At 43.6% G+C, this 15,335-nt stretch carries 12 protein-coding genes; all 12 read left to right on the top strand.

Annotated elements, in window-relative coordinates; genetic code table 11:
• The first annotated feature begins 143 nt into the window (after window positions 1-143).
• The 12 genes from LKD48_RS02085 to LKD48_RS02030 all read left to right on the top strand — a co-directional run bounded on the left by LKD48_RS02085 (window position 144) and on the right by LKD48_RS02030 (window position 15,315).
• Window positions 144-827: a hypothetical protein gene (locus LKD48_RS02085; protein ID WP_227100323.1), complete on the top strand. Its 684-nt coding sequence runs from the start codon at window positions 144-146 to the stop codon at window positions 825-827.
• A gap of 74 nt (window positions 828-901) precedes the next feature.
• Complete coding sequence (locus LKD48_RS02080) at window positions 902-2,290, top strand: glycine--tRNA ligase (RefSeq protein WP_308731026.1); 1,389 nt, start codon at window positions 902-904, stop codon at window positions 2,288-2,290.
• A 397-nt stretch (window positions 2,291-2,687) separates the two neighbouring features.
• On the top strand, window positions 2,688-4,022 hold the full coding sequence (gene gdhA, locus LKD48_RS02075; protein ID WP_227100325.1) for an NADP-specific glutamate dehydrogenase: 1,335 nt from the start codon (window positions 2,688-2,690) through the stop codon (window positions 4,020-4,022).
• Between the two features lie 147 nt (window positions 4,023-4,169).
• Window positions 4,170-5,261: a heat-inducible transcriptional repressor HrcA gene (gene hrcA / locus LKD48_RS02070; protein ID WP_262536716.1), complete on the top strand. Its 1,092-nt coding sequence runs from the start codon at window positions 4,170-4,172 to the stop codon at window positions 5,259-5,261.
• 62 nt (window positions 5,262-5,323) lie between these two features.
• Complete coding sequence (grpE, locus tag LKD48_RS02065; RefSeq protein WP_308731037.1) at window positions 5,324-5,935, top strand: nucleotide exchange factor GrpE; 612 nt, start codon at window positions 5,324-5,326, stop codon at window positions 5,933-5,935.
• A gap of 94 nt (window positions 5,936-6,029) precedes the next feature.
• Window positions 6,030-7,895 carry a molecular chaperone DnaK gene (dnaK, locus tag LKD48_RS02060; protein ID WP_066563096.1) on the top strand — a complete coding sequence of 622 codons (1,866 nt, stop codon included), beginning with the start codon at window positions 6,030-6,032 and terminating at the stop codon, window positions 7,893-7,895.
• 195 nt (window positions 7,896-8,090) lie between these two features.
• Entirely contained in the window at window positions 8,091-9,245 is a 1,155-nt protein-coding gene (gene dnaJ, locus LKD48_RS02055; protein ID WP_308731025.1) for a molecular chaperone DnaJ, read from the top strand.
• 106 nt (window positions 9,246-9,351) lie between these two features.
• The gene (locus tag LKD48_RS02050) at window positions 9,352-9,846 is read left to right on the top strand and encodes an N-acetyltransferase (RefSeq protein WP_118613435.1); all 495 of its coding nucleotides are present in this window, start codon (window positions 9,352-9,354) and stop codon (window positions 9,844-9,846) included.
• A 39-nt stretch (window positions 9,847-9,885) separates the two neighbouring features.
• Window positions 9,886-10,569 carry a response regulator transcription factor gene (locus LKD48_RS02045; RefSeq protein ID WP_308731024.1) on the top strand — a complete coding sequence of 228 codons (684 nt, stop codon included), beginning with the start codon at window positions 9,886-9,888 and terminating at the stop codon, window positions 10,567-10,569.
• A gap of 16 nt (window positions 10,570-10,585) precedes the next feature.
• Window positions 10,586-11,584, top strand: coding sequence for a sensor histidine kinase (locus LKD48_RS02040; protein WP_308731023.1), 999 nt, complete (start codon window positions 10,586-10,588; stop codon window positions 11,582-11,584).
• A gap of 291 nt (window positions 11,585-11,875) precedes the next feature.
• Window positions 11,876-12,556, top strand: coding sequence for an ABC transporter ATP-binding protein (locus LKD48_RS02035; RefSeq protein WP_308731022.1), 681 nt, complete (start codon window positions 11,876-11,878; stop codon window positions 12,554-12,556).
• Window positions 12,556-15,315, top strand: coding sequence for an ABC transporter permease (locus LKD48_RS02030; protein WP_308731021.1), 2,760 nt, complete (start codon window positions 12,556-12,558; stop codon window positions 15,313-15,315). Before LKD48_RS02035 ends, LKD48_RS02030 begins: the two co-directional genes overlap by 1 nt.
• Window positions 15,316-15,335 lie beyond the last annotated feature (20 nt).

Raw genomic sequence — 15,335 nt, 5'->3', positions numbered from 1 at the left:
TTAGAGCAGATTGCTGACACATTTGTAAAGAAATGTTAAAGAAATAGGAAGATTTTATACTTGAAATATTCGCCAAGATACCATAGAATGTATAAAAGATAAGTCTCTGCCGAAAAGAGGCAGTAATGAGAGGAAAGAAAAGTATGAGAAACAGGATGATACGGATAAAAATAGCCAGTCTTATGGCAGGGCTTGTGGCGGCGGTCAGTTTAGAAGGCTGTGGATTGTTTACGAAGTCATATGACTTCACAGAAGCCGAAAACAGCATTTACGTGGAAGACAATGCTACAATCCGTGCTGCCATGATTTCTGACTTTGATAAGGATTACTACAGTATCGACGAGCTTGCAGGTGTGGCACAGCAGGAGGCGCTGTCTTTCAACAAAAATGTGTATGACTGCTCCTATTATAGCTATGATCAGATGACAAAGGAAGAAAAAGAAAGTATTCTTCTTCCAGTGTGCTACGAAAAGGCAGTAGTGAAGGACAAAAAAGCAAGCGTCGTATTTACGTATGCAAATGGTGATACCTATACAGGCTTTAATTCTGCTGAGATTCAAAATGCCGGTGGAAGCAAGCTTTACACATCACAGCTTGGCAGCAGTACCATGGCACTTAGCGGCGATTTTGTCACAAGCGATGGTCAAAAGCATATCAGCAGTGAAGATTTGATGAAAAAGACAGATTATTGTCTTGTGTACGCAGATTACCCTGTAACTGTATTTGGTGAGCATGATATTGCATATGTTTCCCCCAATGTTACAGTTCTGGCATCAAACTGTGCCCAGATCACTGGCAATGACGGTGGGTATATCATTTTCAAGTAGTCACAGTGAGCAAAGCGCAATCTTTCGTTTTGCGAACAGTAACTTTATAAAACATTTTTGGAGGAAGAACGATTATGGAAAAGACATTAGAGAAAATTGTAGCTCTTGCAAAGTCCAGAGGCTTTGTATATCCAGGATCTGAGATTTACGGCGGTCTGGCAAATACATGGGATTATGGTAATCTCGGTGTTGAACTTAAGAATAATGTAAAAAAGGCATGGTGGCAGAAGTTTGTTACTGGCAATCCTTATAATGTAGGTGTAGACTGTGCAATCCTGATGAACCCACAGACATGGGTAGCTTCAGGTCATCTGGGCGGTTTCTCTGATCCGTTAATGGACTGTAAGTGCTGCCATGAGCGTTTCCGTGCTGATAAGCTGATTGAGGATTACTATGCTGAGCAGGGACAGGAGCCGGAAAAGCCAATTGACGGCTGGACAACACAGGAGATGAAGGAGTTCATCGATGAGAAGAATATTTGCTGTCCGACATGCGGAAAGCATGATTTCACTGATATTCGTCAGTTTAATTTGATGTTTAAGACATTCCAGGGTGTTACTGAGGATGCAAAGAATACCGTATATCTTCGTCCGGAGACTGCACAAGGTATCTTCGTAAACTTCAAAAATGTACAGAGAACATCACGTAAGAAGCTTCCATTTGGTATTGGCCAGATCGGAAAGTCCTTCCGTAACGAGATTACACCAGGAAACTTTACATTCCGTACAAGAGAGTTCGAGCAGATGGAGTTAGAGTTCTTCTGTGAGCCAGGTACTGATCTTGAGTGGTTCCAGTATTGGCGCCAGTACTGCATCGACTGGTTAAAGAGCCTTGGCATCAAGGAAGACGAGATGCGTGCAAGAGATCATTCTCCTGAGGAGCTGTGCTTCTATTCTAAGAGAACAACTGATATCGAGTTCTTATTCCCGTTTGGATGGGGTGAGCTTTGGGGTATCGCAGACCGTACCGATTACGATTTAACTCAGCATCAGAACACATCTGGTGAGGATATGACCTACTTTGATGATGAGAAGAAGGAGCGTTACATTCCATATGTTATCGAGCCATCTCTTGGAGCTGACCGTGTAACACTGGCATTCCTTTGTGCAGCATATGACGAGGAAGAGTTAGAGGGCGGCGATGTTCGTACTGTTCTTCATTTCCATCCGGCACTGGCACCAGTAAAGATCGGTGTGCTTCCGCTTTCTAAGAAGCTCAATGATGGTGCTATGAAGGTATATGAGCAGCTTATCAAAAAGTACAACTGTGAGTTTGATGACCGCGGTGCAATTGGAAAGCGTTACAGAAGACAGGATGAGATCGGAACACCGTTCTGCATCACCTATGACTTTGATTCTGAGACTGATGGTTGCGTAACTGTTCGTGATCGTGATACCATGAAGCAGGAGCGTGTTGCTATTGCAGATCTTAAGGCATATTTCGAAGAAAAGTTTGATTTCTAAATAGTTTTGCAACTAAACCCAAAGGCGGGTACCGGAGAAATCCGGCCTGTCTTTGGGCTTTTTTTATATGTGCAATATGAACGGAAGAGAAAGAAAAAAATCGGAACTTTGCCACTTTACCATAGCGCATTGTATAAATACACAAAAACACGCTAAAAAATTTATTTTATTTTTAAAAAACACATATTGACGTAATTTAATTCATGTAGTACCATATACATGTCGGTTTTCAAAGCCGGTAACAAAAATCCACCCGATCGACATCAGTGCATTTGACATCTCTAGGTTTCGGGTGGGCAGGTAGAGTAGAGTGAAAATCAGCATTCACTCCGATGTCCGAAAAATAGAGTTGGATATTGTAAGAGGTCGCTCCAGAGCGGCAGATTGAGAGGTCATAATGTCTTACGTAGATGAAGTGCTGCAGAAGGTTGCAGAGAAGAATCCAGGCGAGAAAGAGTTTCAGCAGGCAGTTAAGGAAGTTCTTGATTCCCTTCGTCCGGTAATTGAGGCAAATGAGGAGCAGTACCGCAAAGATGCTTTGCTTGAAAGAATGACAGAGCCAGAGCGTATTATTACATTCCGTGTACCGTGGGTAGATGACAACGGACAGGCTCATGTAAATAGAGGTTTCCGTGTACAGTTTAACAGTGCAATCGGACCGTACAAGGGTGGACTTCGTCTTCACCCATCTGTAAATCTTGGTATTATCAAGTTCCTTGGTTTTGAGCAGACCTTTAAGAACTCACTGACAGGACTTCCAATCGGAGGCGGCAAGGGTGGTTCTGATTTTGACCCGAAGGGCAAGTCAGACCGTGAAATTATGAAATTCTGCCAGAGCTTTATGACAGAGCTGTATCGTCACATTGGCGCAGATACAGATGTACCGGCTGGTGACATTGGTGTAGGCGGAAGAGAGATTGGCTATCTGTATGGACAGTATAAGAGACTGACTGGTCTGTACGAGGGCGTTTTAACTGGTAAGGGTCTGACATACGGTGGTTCTCTTGCAAGAACAGAGGCTACTGGTTATGGTCTTGTATATATGGTTCGCGAGATGCTGTTAAATGCAGGTATGACCATGGAAGGAAAGACAGTTGCTGTTTCCGGTTCAGGAAATGTTGCAATTTACACAACTGAGAAGGCTCAGCAGTATGGCATGAAGGTTGTTACATTAAGTGATTCTAACGGTTGGATTTATGATCCAAACGGCATTGATCTTGACCTTGTAAAGCAGATCAAGGAAGTTCGCCGCGGAAGAATCAAAGAGTACGCAGAAGCAAAACCGGGTGTTGAGTATCATGAAGGCAAGGGTGTATGGAGTGTTAAGTGTGATATCGCACTTCCATGCGCAACTCAGAATGAGTTAGACCTTGAGGATGCAAAGCAGTTAAAGGCAAATGGATGCTTCCTTGTAGCAGAGGGTGCAAACATGCCATCCACCAGAGAGGCAACAGACTTCTTCTTAGAGAGTGGAATGATGTTCATGCCAGGAAAGGCTGCAAACGCAGGCGGTGTTGCAACATCTGCACTTGAAATGAGCCAGAATAGCGAGAGACTTTCTTGGACATTCGAGGAAGTAGACGAGAAGCTGCACAACATCATGATCAATATCTTCAAGAAGGTAGACGAAGCAGCAAAGAAATACGGCTACGAAGGAAACTATGTAATGGGTGCAAACATCGCAGGTTTCGAGAAGGTCGTAGAAGCTATGAACGCACAGGGTATTGTATAATCCTCTCAACATAATAAATATATTAATAAGAGCCGGGCAGTGCTGCCCGGCTCTTATTGTTCCCAAAATTTTCACAATTTTTTTCCCCAAATGTATTGACAATACGTCCCGATAGTGCTATTTTATAATCGTTAGCACTCAGGGATGATGAGTGCTAATAGAAACAAAGGAAAAGGAAGTGAGCTTGTGGAACTAGATGACAGAAAATGGAAGATTTTTACAGCAATCATTAAAAATTATCTGGAGACTGGTGAACCGGTAGGCTCACGGACGATTTCTAAGTACACGGACTTAAACTTAAGTTCAGCCACGATTAGAAATGAGATGGCAGATCTTGAGGAAATGGGGCTTATCATTCAGCCACATACATCTGCCGGACGAATCCCGTCGGATAAGGGCTATCGCCTGTATGTGGATCATCTGATGAAGACACGTGAAAAGGAAAACAATGAGCTTCAGGAAGTTGTAGTCAAGAGAGTAGACCGGCTTGAGCTTTTGCTAAAGCAGATGGTTAAGGTTCTTGCAGCAAATACCAATTATGCGACGATGATTACAGGACCGCAGGTTGGTACAAATAAGCTTAAGTTTTTACAGCTTTCACGAATGGAGGAAGGAAAGCTTTTAGCTGTTATCGTAGTCGAAGGAAATCTTGTAAAGAACACGATTTTAAATATCGAAAGCGACATCAGCGAGGAAGAGCTTCTTAAATTAAATGTCCTCATTAACAGCGCCTTGAATGGGTTGACGATAGACCAGATTAATCTGGGAATCATCACACAGCTAAAGGAGCAGGCAGGAGATTACAGCTGTGTTGTAGGAAGTGTGCTTGAGGCGGTCGCAGAGGCGATCAAACATGAATCGGCACCGGTAATTTATACAAGCGGTGCAAATAATATATTCCGTTACCCAGAACTTTCGGATGAGAAAAATGCACAGCGTCTGATTTCCACATTTGAGGAAAAGGAAGAGCTTGCAAAGCTGCTTGAGGATAATTTAGATAAGAACTCGGAGAGCGGTTCACAGAGCAATTCGGGCATTCAGGTTTATATCGGTGAGGAGAACGGCATGCAGGACATGAAAGACTGCAGCGTAGTAACCGCAAGATATGATTTGGGTGATGGCGTTCAGGGAACTCTTGGTGTGGTAGGACCAAAGCGTATGGATTACGAAAAGGTTGTAGGCACATTGAAGAATTTAAGAGATCAGCTGGATGCAATTTATAAAAAAAATGAACCTTAGGTCAGGCCTGAGGAAAGATCCTGAAAAACAGGAGATAGAAAGGCGGATGTATCGTGACAGACATGGAAAAAGAAACAGTTACTGATGAGATTCTTGAAGAGACCGAGCAGGAGGCTGCTGAAGATATGAGTCAGGAGCAGACAGATGCACAGGCTGCCGAGAATCAGCCGGATGACAAGGATGTGCAGACAGATGATAAGAAGCGCTTCTTTGGCAAGAAAAAAGATAAGAAAGATAAGCAGATCGAAGATCTGACAGCGCAGCTTGATGATTTGAGAAAACGTAATCTTGCAGAGTTTGAGAATTTCCGCAAGAGAACTGAAAAAGAAAAATCAACCATGTTCGACATGGGAGCAAAGTCAGTTGTAGAGAAGCTTCTTCCAATTATAGATAACTTCGAGCGTGGATTCGCAGGTCTTAGCGAGGAGCAGATGAGCGATCCATTTGTAAGCGGTATGGATATGGTTTACAAGCAGCTTGTAAAAGCACTTGCAGATATGGGTGTTGAGCCTATTGAAGCAGTTGGCAAGCCATTTGATCCAAACCTGCACAACGCTGTGATGCATGTTGAGGATGAGAACCTTGGCGAAAACACAGTTGCTCAGGAGTTCCAGAAAGGCTATTTATATCATGGAAGTGTTGTAAGACATTCTATGGTACAGGTTGCAAATTAAAGTTAGCATATTAGACGCAGCAAAAGCTGCATATTTGATAAAGAAAGATTTGATTACAAAACATTAAAAGATCAATCTAGGAGGAAATTAGATTATGGGAAAGATTATTGGTATTGACTTAGGTACTACAAACTCTTGTGTAGCAGTTATGGAAGGTGGAAAGCCAGTTGTTATCACAAATACAGAGGGTGTTCGTACAACACCATCCGTTGTTGCATTTACAAAGACTGGTGAGCGTCTTGTAGGTGAGCCGGCAAAGCGTCAGGCTGTTACAAATGCAGACCATACTATTTCTTCTATTAAGAGACATATGGGTACTGATTATAAAGTAACAATTGATGATAAGAGATATACTCCTCAGGAGATCTCCGCAATGATCCTTCAGAAGTTAAAGGCAGATGCAGAGGCTTATCTGGGTGAGAAGGTAACTGAGGCAGTCATCACTGTTCCGGCATATTTCAACGATGCACAGCGTCAGGCAACAAAGGATGCTGGTAAGATTGCAGGTCTTGATGTAAAGCGTATCATCAACGAGCCTACAGCAGCAGCTTTAGCATATGGTCTTGATAACGAGCATGAGCAGAAGATCATGGTATACGACCTTGGTGGTGGTACATTCGATGTTTCTATCATTGAGATTGGTGATGGCGTTATCGAAGTATTAGCAACTGCTGGTGACAACCACTTAGGTGGAGATGACTTTGATAACAAGGTTACTCAGTGGATGTTAGACGAGTTCAAGAAGACTGAGGGTGTTGATCTGTCTAACGATAAGATGGCACTTCAGAGATTAAAGGAAGCAGCAGAGAAGGCAAAGAAAGAGCTGTCTACCGCTACTACCACAAATATCAACCTTCCGTTCATCACCGCTACTGCTGAGGGACCGAAGCACTTAGATATGACACTGACAAGAGCAAAATTCGATGAGCTGACTGCAGATCTGATCGCTCGTACTGAGAGACCAGTAAGAGAGGCTCTTGAGGGTGCTGGACTGACAGCAGCAGAGCTTGATAAGGTTCTTCTTGTAGGTGGTTCAACACGTATGATTTCCGCACAGGATAAGGTTCGTGCACTGACTGGTAAGGAGCCGTCTAAGACACTGAACCCAGATGAGTGTGTAGCAATCGGTGCTTCCATTCAGGGTGGTAAGTTAGCAGGTGATTCAGGTGCAGGTGATATCCTTCTGCTTGATGTTACTCCGTTAACTCTTTCAATCGAGACTATGGGTGGTGTTGCTACTCATCTGATCGAGAGAAATACTACAATCCCGACAAAGAAGAGCCAGATCTTCTCTACCGCAGCTGATAATCAGACAGCAGTAGATATCAACGTTGTACAGGGTGAGAGACAGTTTGCACGTGACAACAAGTCCTTAGGACAGTTCCGTCTGGACGGTATCGCACCAGCAAGAAGAGGTGTTCCGCAGATCGAAGTTACTTTCGATATCGATGCAAACGGTATTGTAAATGTATCTGCTAAGGATCTTGGAACTGGTAAGGAGCAGCACATCACCATCACTGCAGGCTCCAACATGTCTGATTCTGATATCGAGAAGGCTGTTAAGGAAGCAGCTGAGTTCGAGGCACAGGATAAGGCTCGTAAGGAAGGCGTAGATGCTCGTAATGAGGCAGATTCCTTCGTATTCCAGACTGAGAATGCAATGAAGGAAGTTGGCGATAAGCTGGATCCGACCTTAAAGGGTCAGGTAGAGAGCGACCTTCAGGCACTGAAGGATCTGGTAGCTTCTACCGATATCAACAACGTAACACCAGATCAGACTGAGCAGTTAAAGGCAAAGACTGAGACATTAAAGAACAGTGCACAGCAGCTGTTCTCCAAGATGTATGAGCAGGCACAGGCAGCTCAGGGTGGCGCACAGGCAGGCCCAGACATGAACGCAGGTGCAGGTTCCTCATCTTCTTCTGACGATGTTGTTGATGGAGACTACAAGGAAGTTTAATAAAAAAACGCTTAATTAGAAAGTTTGAAAAAAATATCAACTGTGGGTTGAAATAATTAAGAAGTTTTAGTAAGATAAAAAATGGCATTGCTCTTGGGGACTTCTCCAGGAGTTTTGCCATGTTAAGAGTAAGAAAAGTATTGGTAGCCCTTTTGGCCGAAGCGGCTTTGAGCGGTTGCCCAGATGGGAGTATTTATGGCAGAGAAGAGAGATTACTACGAAGTCCTTGGTGTAGCGAAGGACGCTGATGATGCCGCCATAAAAAAGGCATACAGAGAGATTGCCAAGAAGTATCATCCGGATATTAACCCGAGCGCAGAAGCTGCAGAAATTTTTAAGGAGGCCTCAGAGGCTTACAGTGTATTAAGTGATAAGGAAAAGCGTGCACAGTATGATCAGTTTGGTCATGCAGCATTTGATGGCAGCGGCGGAGGCTACGGCGGTGGTTTTAGTGGCTTTAGCGGCGATATGGGAGACATCTTTGGAGATATCTTTGGAGATTTATTTGGCGGCGGACGAAGCAGAAGAAATGACGGTCCTATGAAGGGCGCAAATCTTCGAACAGCAGTACGCATTACTTTTGATGAGTCTGTAAAGGGCTGTGAGAAGGAGCTTAAGTTAAATCTTAAGGATCCTTGTCAAACTTGTCATGGCTCAGGTGCAAAGCCAGGAACTTCTCCTATTACTTGTCCGAAATGTCAGGGACGCGGCCAGATTACAATCACACAGCAGTCAATGTTTGGTATGGTTCGTAACGTTCAGGTCTGCCCGGATTGTCATGGAAGCGGTAAGATCATAAAGGACAAGTGTACGGATTGTCGTGGTACCGGATATCAGACAAAGTTAAAGACCATTCAGGTTACGATTCCAGCTGGTATTGACAATGGTCAGAGTATTCGCATCCGCGGAAAGGGTGAGCCTGGTATTAACGGCGGCGAGTGGGGTGATCTTCTTGTTGAGGTTGCAGTATCACAGCATCCGATCTTTAGACGTCAGGACTACGATATTTTCTCAACAGTGCCAGTATCTTTTGTACAGGCTGCGCTTGGTGCAACGATTAGAATTGATACAATTGACGGTCAGGTGGAGTATGAGCTTAAAGCAGGAACTCAGACTGATACGCAGGTACGTTTAAGAGGCAAGGGTGTTCCGAGTCTTCGCAACAAAAATGTACGTGGTGATCATTATGTTACTTTTGTAGTACAGGTACCAACCAGTATGACAAAGGAGCAAAAAGAGGCACTGCAGGCATTTGGTGAGGCGATGAATGGCAAGACGACTGCCAATACAACGACAACTAAGAAAAAGCATCCAATCAAAGATTTCTTTGAAAAAGATAAGGATAAATAAATAGTTTTTAGCAGGGAGAGCTGCTGCAAAATGGATGTCATCATCCGTGGAGCGGCAGCTCTTTTTGGGCTATTGTCTTTTAATAGCAGAAGGGAGAAGCGTGGACATGATAACAATACGAAAAGCCAAGCTGACTGATCTTGATCGCATGATGGAAATTTATGCTAGGGCAAAGCGATTTATGGATAGTACTGGAAACACAACGCAGTGGGAGATTGGTTATCCAACACGAAAAATGATACAGGATGATATTGAAAATGGATACAGCTTTGTCTGCATGGGAGAGGATAACATTCCCCATGCAGCATTTAAGTTCTTTGTGGGAGAAGATCCAACGTATCGCGTGATCGAGCAGGGCAGCTGGAAAAATGACAATACATACGGAACAATTCATCGTGTTGCAAGTGACGGTACAATCAAGGGAGTATTTTCACAGATAGTTTCCTTTTGCGAAGTGATTTGCCCAGAGCTTCGCGCCGATACCCATAAGGATAACAATGTCATGCAGCATTTGTTTGAAAAGAATGGATTTGAGCGCTGTGGTGTTATATATGTAGAGAATGGAACACCGCGATTTGCTTATCAGCGCTGTGCGCGATAAAATAACGTGGCATTAAAGTTACGGGAGGCAAAGAAGAAAATGACAAAAATACTACTGGTAGAGGACGATGGCCAAATCGCTGCGTATCTAGGTGAACTGCTTCGCGCAGAGGGTTTTGATACGCAAATTGCAGGCTCTAAAAAAGAGGCGGGCGAATGTCTTTTGGCACAAGCTTTTGATCTGGTGCTCCTTGATGTAAGTCTGCCGGATGGAAATGGCTTTTCTATCTGTGCAGAAATAAAAAAAGAATACGAGATTCCGGTGATCTTTCTGACTGCATCAGGTGATGAGTACAGCGTAGTCGCAGGCCTTGATATGGGTGCAGATGACTACATAGCTAAACCGTTTCGCCCTCGTGAGCTGATCTCAAGAATCCGCTCAGTTCTTCGCCGCTGCAAAAAAGAACAGCGCATTTTAAGCTGTGGCGATCTTAGGGTCAATGTGTCATCAGCAACAGTGACAAAAGGCGAAAAAGAGCTGTTCTTATCAGCACTTGAGTATCGTCTGCTGCTTCTTTTACTGCAGAATAAAGGTCAGATTTTGACGAGAAATCAGCTACTTGAGGAGATATGGGATGCATCTGGCGAATATGTAAATGACAATACGCTGTCTGTGTATATGAAGCGTCTGCGTGAGAAGATTGAGGAAAATCCACAAAGTCCACGCCTGCTTCATACGATTCGAGGTATTGGATATCGCATGGAAGATCGGGCAGAGCAATAAAAAGGGGAAAAATTATATGAGACCAGAATACCATAAATTAATCATGGCAGACAGTATGCTTGCAGCCGCCGCACTTATCGTTTTCATTGTGTGGGGTTGGCAGGCTGCTGTCTGCATTCTTTTTTCAGCACTTGTGTTGTCGAGTGTGTTTGTATCAGAGATTCGCAGGCGTGAGGCGCAGGCATCTAGTCTGTCAGACGAGATCGACCGTATTCTTTATGGGGAAGAACACTGGAATCTGGACGAATACAGCGAGGGAGAGCTTGCCATTTTGCAGGATAAAGTACGAAAACTTGTCATAAGACTGCGTGAGCAGGCAGATCAGCTTCAAAAAGAAAAGAATTTTCAGGCAGAGATGATGGCTGATATTTCTCATCAATTAAAAACACCGCTTACTGCAATGCGTCTGATGATCAGCAGCATTAGAAAGCTTGAGGGAAGCGGAGAGGACGAAGTGCGCCAGCGTGCAAGACGTCTTACCGAGATGCAGCAGCTTGTAGATCGTGTAGATTCGCTTGTTGTAGTGCTTCTTAAGATGGCAAAGCTTGATTCAGGAACTGCTATTCTTCAGAAGGAGAAGATTTTTATTAAGGAGCTTATTTTACATAGTGCAGAGCCGCTTGCGATTTCCATGGACTTGCATGGTGTGAAGCTTTGTCTGAATGGAAATGACACAGACAGCTTTTTTGGTGATTTTGGCTGGAGTGCAGAGGCAATTACTAATATCTTGAAAAATGGCATCGAGCATATGGAAAACGGTGGCAATCTTTATGTTAGCTGGTCTGAAAAGTCTGTATACAGCGAAATTGAGATTGAGGATGAGGGAAACGGCATAAGCGATGAGGAACTGCCACATATTTTTGAGCGATTTTACAGAGGGAAAACGGCGCGCCACAGCGGATTTGGAATTGGTATGGCAATGGCACAGAGTATCTTTGCAAAACAAAATGGAACAATTAAGGCGCAAAACAGAGAGGAGGGCGGCGCAAAATTTGTCATTCATGTGCGCAAGTGAGGCGTTGCCTCCCGGGAGGTTATGAAAAGCCCATCGGCGTAATGGTTTCGTCGACGTCTCTTTTCCGCGGGCACCTGTTACCATATTTATTATTGTATATTATTTTGAAAGTCCCGCTACAACGTTCCGTCTCGTGAAAGCCATTCGCCTCAGGGCTTTGCCATGAAGTATTGGCTTGCCTTGCAAACTGCAATAGTGACAAAATTGTCACCGAAAAGTAAGTGAGTTGTCACTTACAGCGTGTACCATAATAATTGAAAACGAAAGATCATAAGATCAGGAGGGATGAGAATGGAAATTTTGCGGGCATCACATTTGTGTAAGACATATGGAAAGGGCGAGAATGAAGTAAGAGCGCTCGATGATGTCTCTTTTTCAATCGAAAAGGGAGAGTTTGTTGCAATTGTTGGTACATCTGGTTCTGGAAAGTCTACGCTGATGCACATATTAGGCGGAGTGGATCGTCCAGACAGCGGAAGTGTGTACATGGACGGACAGGATATATATAAGCAAAATGATGAGCAGCTGGCAATTTTTCGCCGCAGGCAGGTGGGACTGATTTATCAGTTTTATAACTTAATTCCTGTGCTTGATGCTGTTGAAAATATGACACTTCCGGCGCTTCTTGACGGTCGAAAGGTGGAAAAATCGCGCATCAATCAGATGATAAATGATCTTGGCTTAAAAGGGCGTGAGCATCATCTTCCAAATCAGCTATCTGGTGGTCAGCAGCAGCGTGTTTCAATTGGACGGGCGTTAATCAATTCGCCAACTGTGATTTTAGCCGATGAGCCGACTGGAAATCTTGATTCGAAGAACAGTCAGGAAATCATGAATCTTCTTCGATTGTCGAATGAAAAATATCATCAGACCTTGATTATTATCACGCACGACGAGGAGATTGCAAACCAGGCGAAGCACTTAATCCGCATCGAGGATGGGCGGATTTGCAGAGATGAGGTGATCCGCTGATGAAGATTTTATTTTTGTATACAAAGAGGATGTTAGCAGCGAATAAGGCGAGAACGGCAGTCACATTTGCGGGAATTGTTTTGTCATTTGCATTGCTGACAGCAGTACTTACGGGAACCTCAAGTCTGTTTCATTTTTTCAGCGAATATATGAAAATGCGCGATGGCGATTATTATGGCGTGATTTATAATTGTGACGAAGAAGATGAGGCGCGCTTGGCACAGTCTGGGGAAGTGATGCAGATCTGTCGCATGGGCATTGTCGGCGTTGCCGAGAAGAATTTTGGTATTGAACATGAAGTTTCGCTGTCGAATAGAGTTTATGTGGCGATCGGAAGCGTAAATGCAGACTTTTTTGCTACGATGGGCGTAAGGTTGATTGAAGGGCGTTTGCCGGAAAATGACAGCGAAGTCATTATCCCACAAATGATGACAACAGCTGGAAAAGAATTTCATATTGGAGATACAATCACCTGGCAGATTGGCGAGCGTATTGGGTCAGATGGCAGAGTCATACAGCATCAGGAACAAAGAATCGAGGATCGAAGCAGTGCGGATTTTTGCGAGGAAGAGACGATACAGGTAGAACAGACAAAGACCTATACGATTGTCGGAGTTAGCACAAATCCCGGTTATCAAAAGTTTGCGGAGCCTTGTTATCTTGTGCTGACAACAGGGGTGCAGACAACGATTTCTGATATTTATTTAAAAACGAAAAGCATTGATGATACCAGCGACTTTATTGCAAAAAATTTTGGCGATCACCAGTCAAAGATCAATGAGACGCTTTTGCGTTATTTTGGGCAAGGTGTCTCCGATATCCGCTATATGTTATTTGGTATGTGTGCAGTGTTAATGGTGGTGGTTGCGATTGCGAGCATTGCACTGATTTATAATTCGTTTTCGATATCTCTGACTGAGCGAACACGTCAGTTTGGGCTGTTTAAATCTATTGGTGCTACGCGCTTTCAGGTTATCGTGAGTGTCTTTCTGGAAGCGGGCTTTCTGGCAGTATCAGCGATTCCGGCAGGATTGCTAATTGGCTGTGTTGGTGTAAGCTGTGTATTTCGGCTTTTAAAGAACAGTTTTGATGCGATGATCAATTCAAATGGAGTCGCATATGTGGGAAGCATTTCGATGACCTTTTATACGCAAGTCTGGTATCTTGTGGTTGCAGCTGTGACAGGGCTCATCACCATTTTGATCTCTGCGATGGTGCCAGCCATGCGTGCTGGACGGATTTCTCCGATCGAGGCGATTCGCCAGACAAATGATATTAAGGATCATAAGTTTGCAAGGAATATACGTGGACGCGGTATCTTAGGAATGGTGTTTGGCGTGGGCGGTCTGATTGCACACCGCAATGCAAAGCGCAATAAAAAATCATACCGTGCGATTAGTTTTTCTCTGGCGATCTGTCTGTTTTTGTTTCTTGGTGGAAGCGGATTTATCTACTACATGCGTCTGAGTATGAAGGGACTGAATGTTCCGTATTATTATAATTATCATATTCAGTTTAACAGTATTTATAATGATACATTTGATCAAGAATATCTCACACAGGAATTTCGAGAGAAGCTTGTTGGTCAGCTAAGAACGTCATCGAGTATTATAGAGGCGGTCTATATTCGCAAGGCCAATTTGCATATTGTGGTGGATGAGAGTAATTTGACAAATGTAGGAAAACTTGCTGTAGGGGAATATATTGTGGATGGTCAGATGCATTATCGCGATCAAATTTATTTTGTGGAAGACACACAATATGAGGCTTATTTAAAACAGCTCGGACTAAATCCAGAGGAATATTTGAGGTCTGAAAATCCAAAGCTTTTGATTTTAAATGCCGTAAAGGGCGCAGCTGATTTTGATGATGGACGAAGACGGTTTTATGAGGGATCTATGTTTCAGGATAGCAGCAAGCTGACTGAAATCTCAATCATGGAACAAAAGAAGATTGGAGATGCCTCATATGCTTATCCAGATCCTGAGGATCCAAGCATGATGATTTATTTGGTGGGAGATGGCAGGACTGCACAGTCAGACGATGATTTTAAAAAGTTTAAGGTTCCAGTGGAAGAGTCCATGGAAAAGCTTTCCTTTGAAATCGGAGAGACTGTAAAAGCAGAGGATTATCCATACTGGGCATGGGCAGGAGACTGGGGCTTTGTGCTGCCGCTTAGCGCCTATAATGAAGACCTGTTTATTACGCCGAATATTCAGGACTATGCGTATTTGAAAACAATTGATTCCGAGCGCGCATTAGAACTAATGTTAGAATTGAGAAATGAGTACGATGAATCATTTGATATTGGAATGCCGCCGCAAACTGATCAGTATGAAGCAAATATGATGCGCATTCTCAATGTGTGCTTGATGTGTTTTCTGATTCTAATTGTTCTTATTTCGCTGGCGAATATTGCCAATACAATCACGACAGCAGTGCGGCTTCGCACGAGGGAATATGCGATGATAAAAGCAGCAGGCTGCAGCAAGCACACATTTTTAAGAATGATTTTTGCGGAGAATTTAAGCTATACGCTTCGAGGCTTTGTGATAGGAGGGCTGATGGGCGCTCTGGCAAACTATAAGTCATATTCCTATTTGAAGTATTCTATCTACACAAATAAAATCATCCCAATTGGGCTGTATGCAGTCGGCGCCGCGGCATTTATACTTGTAATGATTTTTTCCACGGTGTATACGTGGCAAAAAGTAAGGAAAGGAAATATTTGCGAAGAGCTGCGGCAGGAGACAGTGTAGGGGAGTTGAAATCTCAGAAA

The sequence above is a fragment of the Anthropogastromicrobium aceti genome (assembly GCF_020687335.1).
Lineage (GTDB): Bacteria > Bacillota > Clostridia > Lachnospirales > Lachnospiraceae > Anthropogastromicrobium > Anthropogastromicrobium aceti.
The sequence above is the reverse complement of the archived record's forward strand: the minus strand, read 5'-3'. Positions and strand labels throughout refer to the sequence as shown.

What these genes read in the sequence shown, in the direction of transcription:
- dnaK (WP_066563096.1), top strand. Translation starts at nt 6,030, where the DNA reads ATGGGAAAGATTATTGGTATTGACTTAGGTACTACAAACTCTTGTGTA.
- LKD48_RS02035 (WP_308731022.1), top strand. Translation starts at nt 11,876, where the DNA reads ATGGAAATTTTGCGGGCATCACATTTGTGTAAGACATATGGAAAGGGC.
- LKD48_RS02085 (WP_227100323.1), top strand. Translation starts at nt 144, where the DNA reads ATGAGAAACAGGATGATACGGATAAAAATAGCCAGTCTTATGGCAGGG.
- LKD48_RS02030 (WP_308731021.1), top strand. Translation starts at nt 12,556, where the DNA reads ATGAAGATTTTATTTTTGTATACAAAGAGGATGTTAGCAGCGAATAAG.
- LKD48_RS02050 (WP_118613435.1), top strand. Translation starts at nt 9,352, where the DNA reads ATGATAACAATACGAAAAGCCAAGCTGACTGATCTTGATCGCATGATG.
- grpE (WP_308731037.1), top strand. Translation starts at nt 5,324, where the DNA reads ATGGAAAAAGAAACAGTTACTGATGAGATTCTTGAAGAGACCGAGCAG.
- gdhA (WP_227100325.1), top strand. Translation starts at nt 2,688, where the DNA reads ATGTCTTACGTAGATGAAGTGCTGCAGAAGGTTGCAGAGAAGAATCCA.
- dnaJ (WP_308731025.1), top strand. Translation starts at nt 8,091, where the DNA reads ATGGCAGAGAAGAGAGATTACTACGAAGTCCTTGGTGTAGCGAAGGAC.
- hrcA (WP_262536716.1), top strand. Translation starts at nt 4,170, where the DNA reads ATGAGTGCTAATAGAAACAAAGGAAAAGGAAGTGAGCTTGTGGAACTA.
- LKD48_RS02040 (WP_308731023.1), top strand. Translation starts at nt 10,586, where the DNA reads ATGAGACCAGAATACCATAAATTAATCATGGCAGACAGTATGCTTGCA.
- LKD48_RS02080 (WP_308731026.1), top strand. Translation starts at nt 902, where the DNA reads ATGGAAAAGACATTAGAGAAAATTGTAGCTCTTGCAAAGTCCAGAGGC.
- LKD48_RS02045 (WP_308731024.1), top strand. Translation starts at nt 9,886, where the DNA reads ATGACAAAAATACTACTGGTAGAGGACGATGGCCAAATCGCTGCGTAT.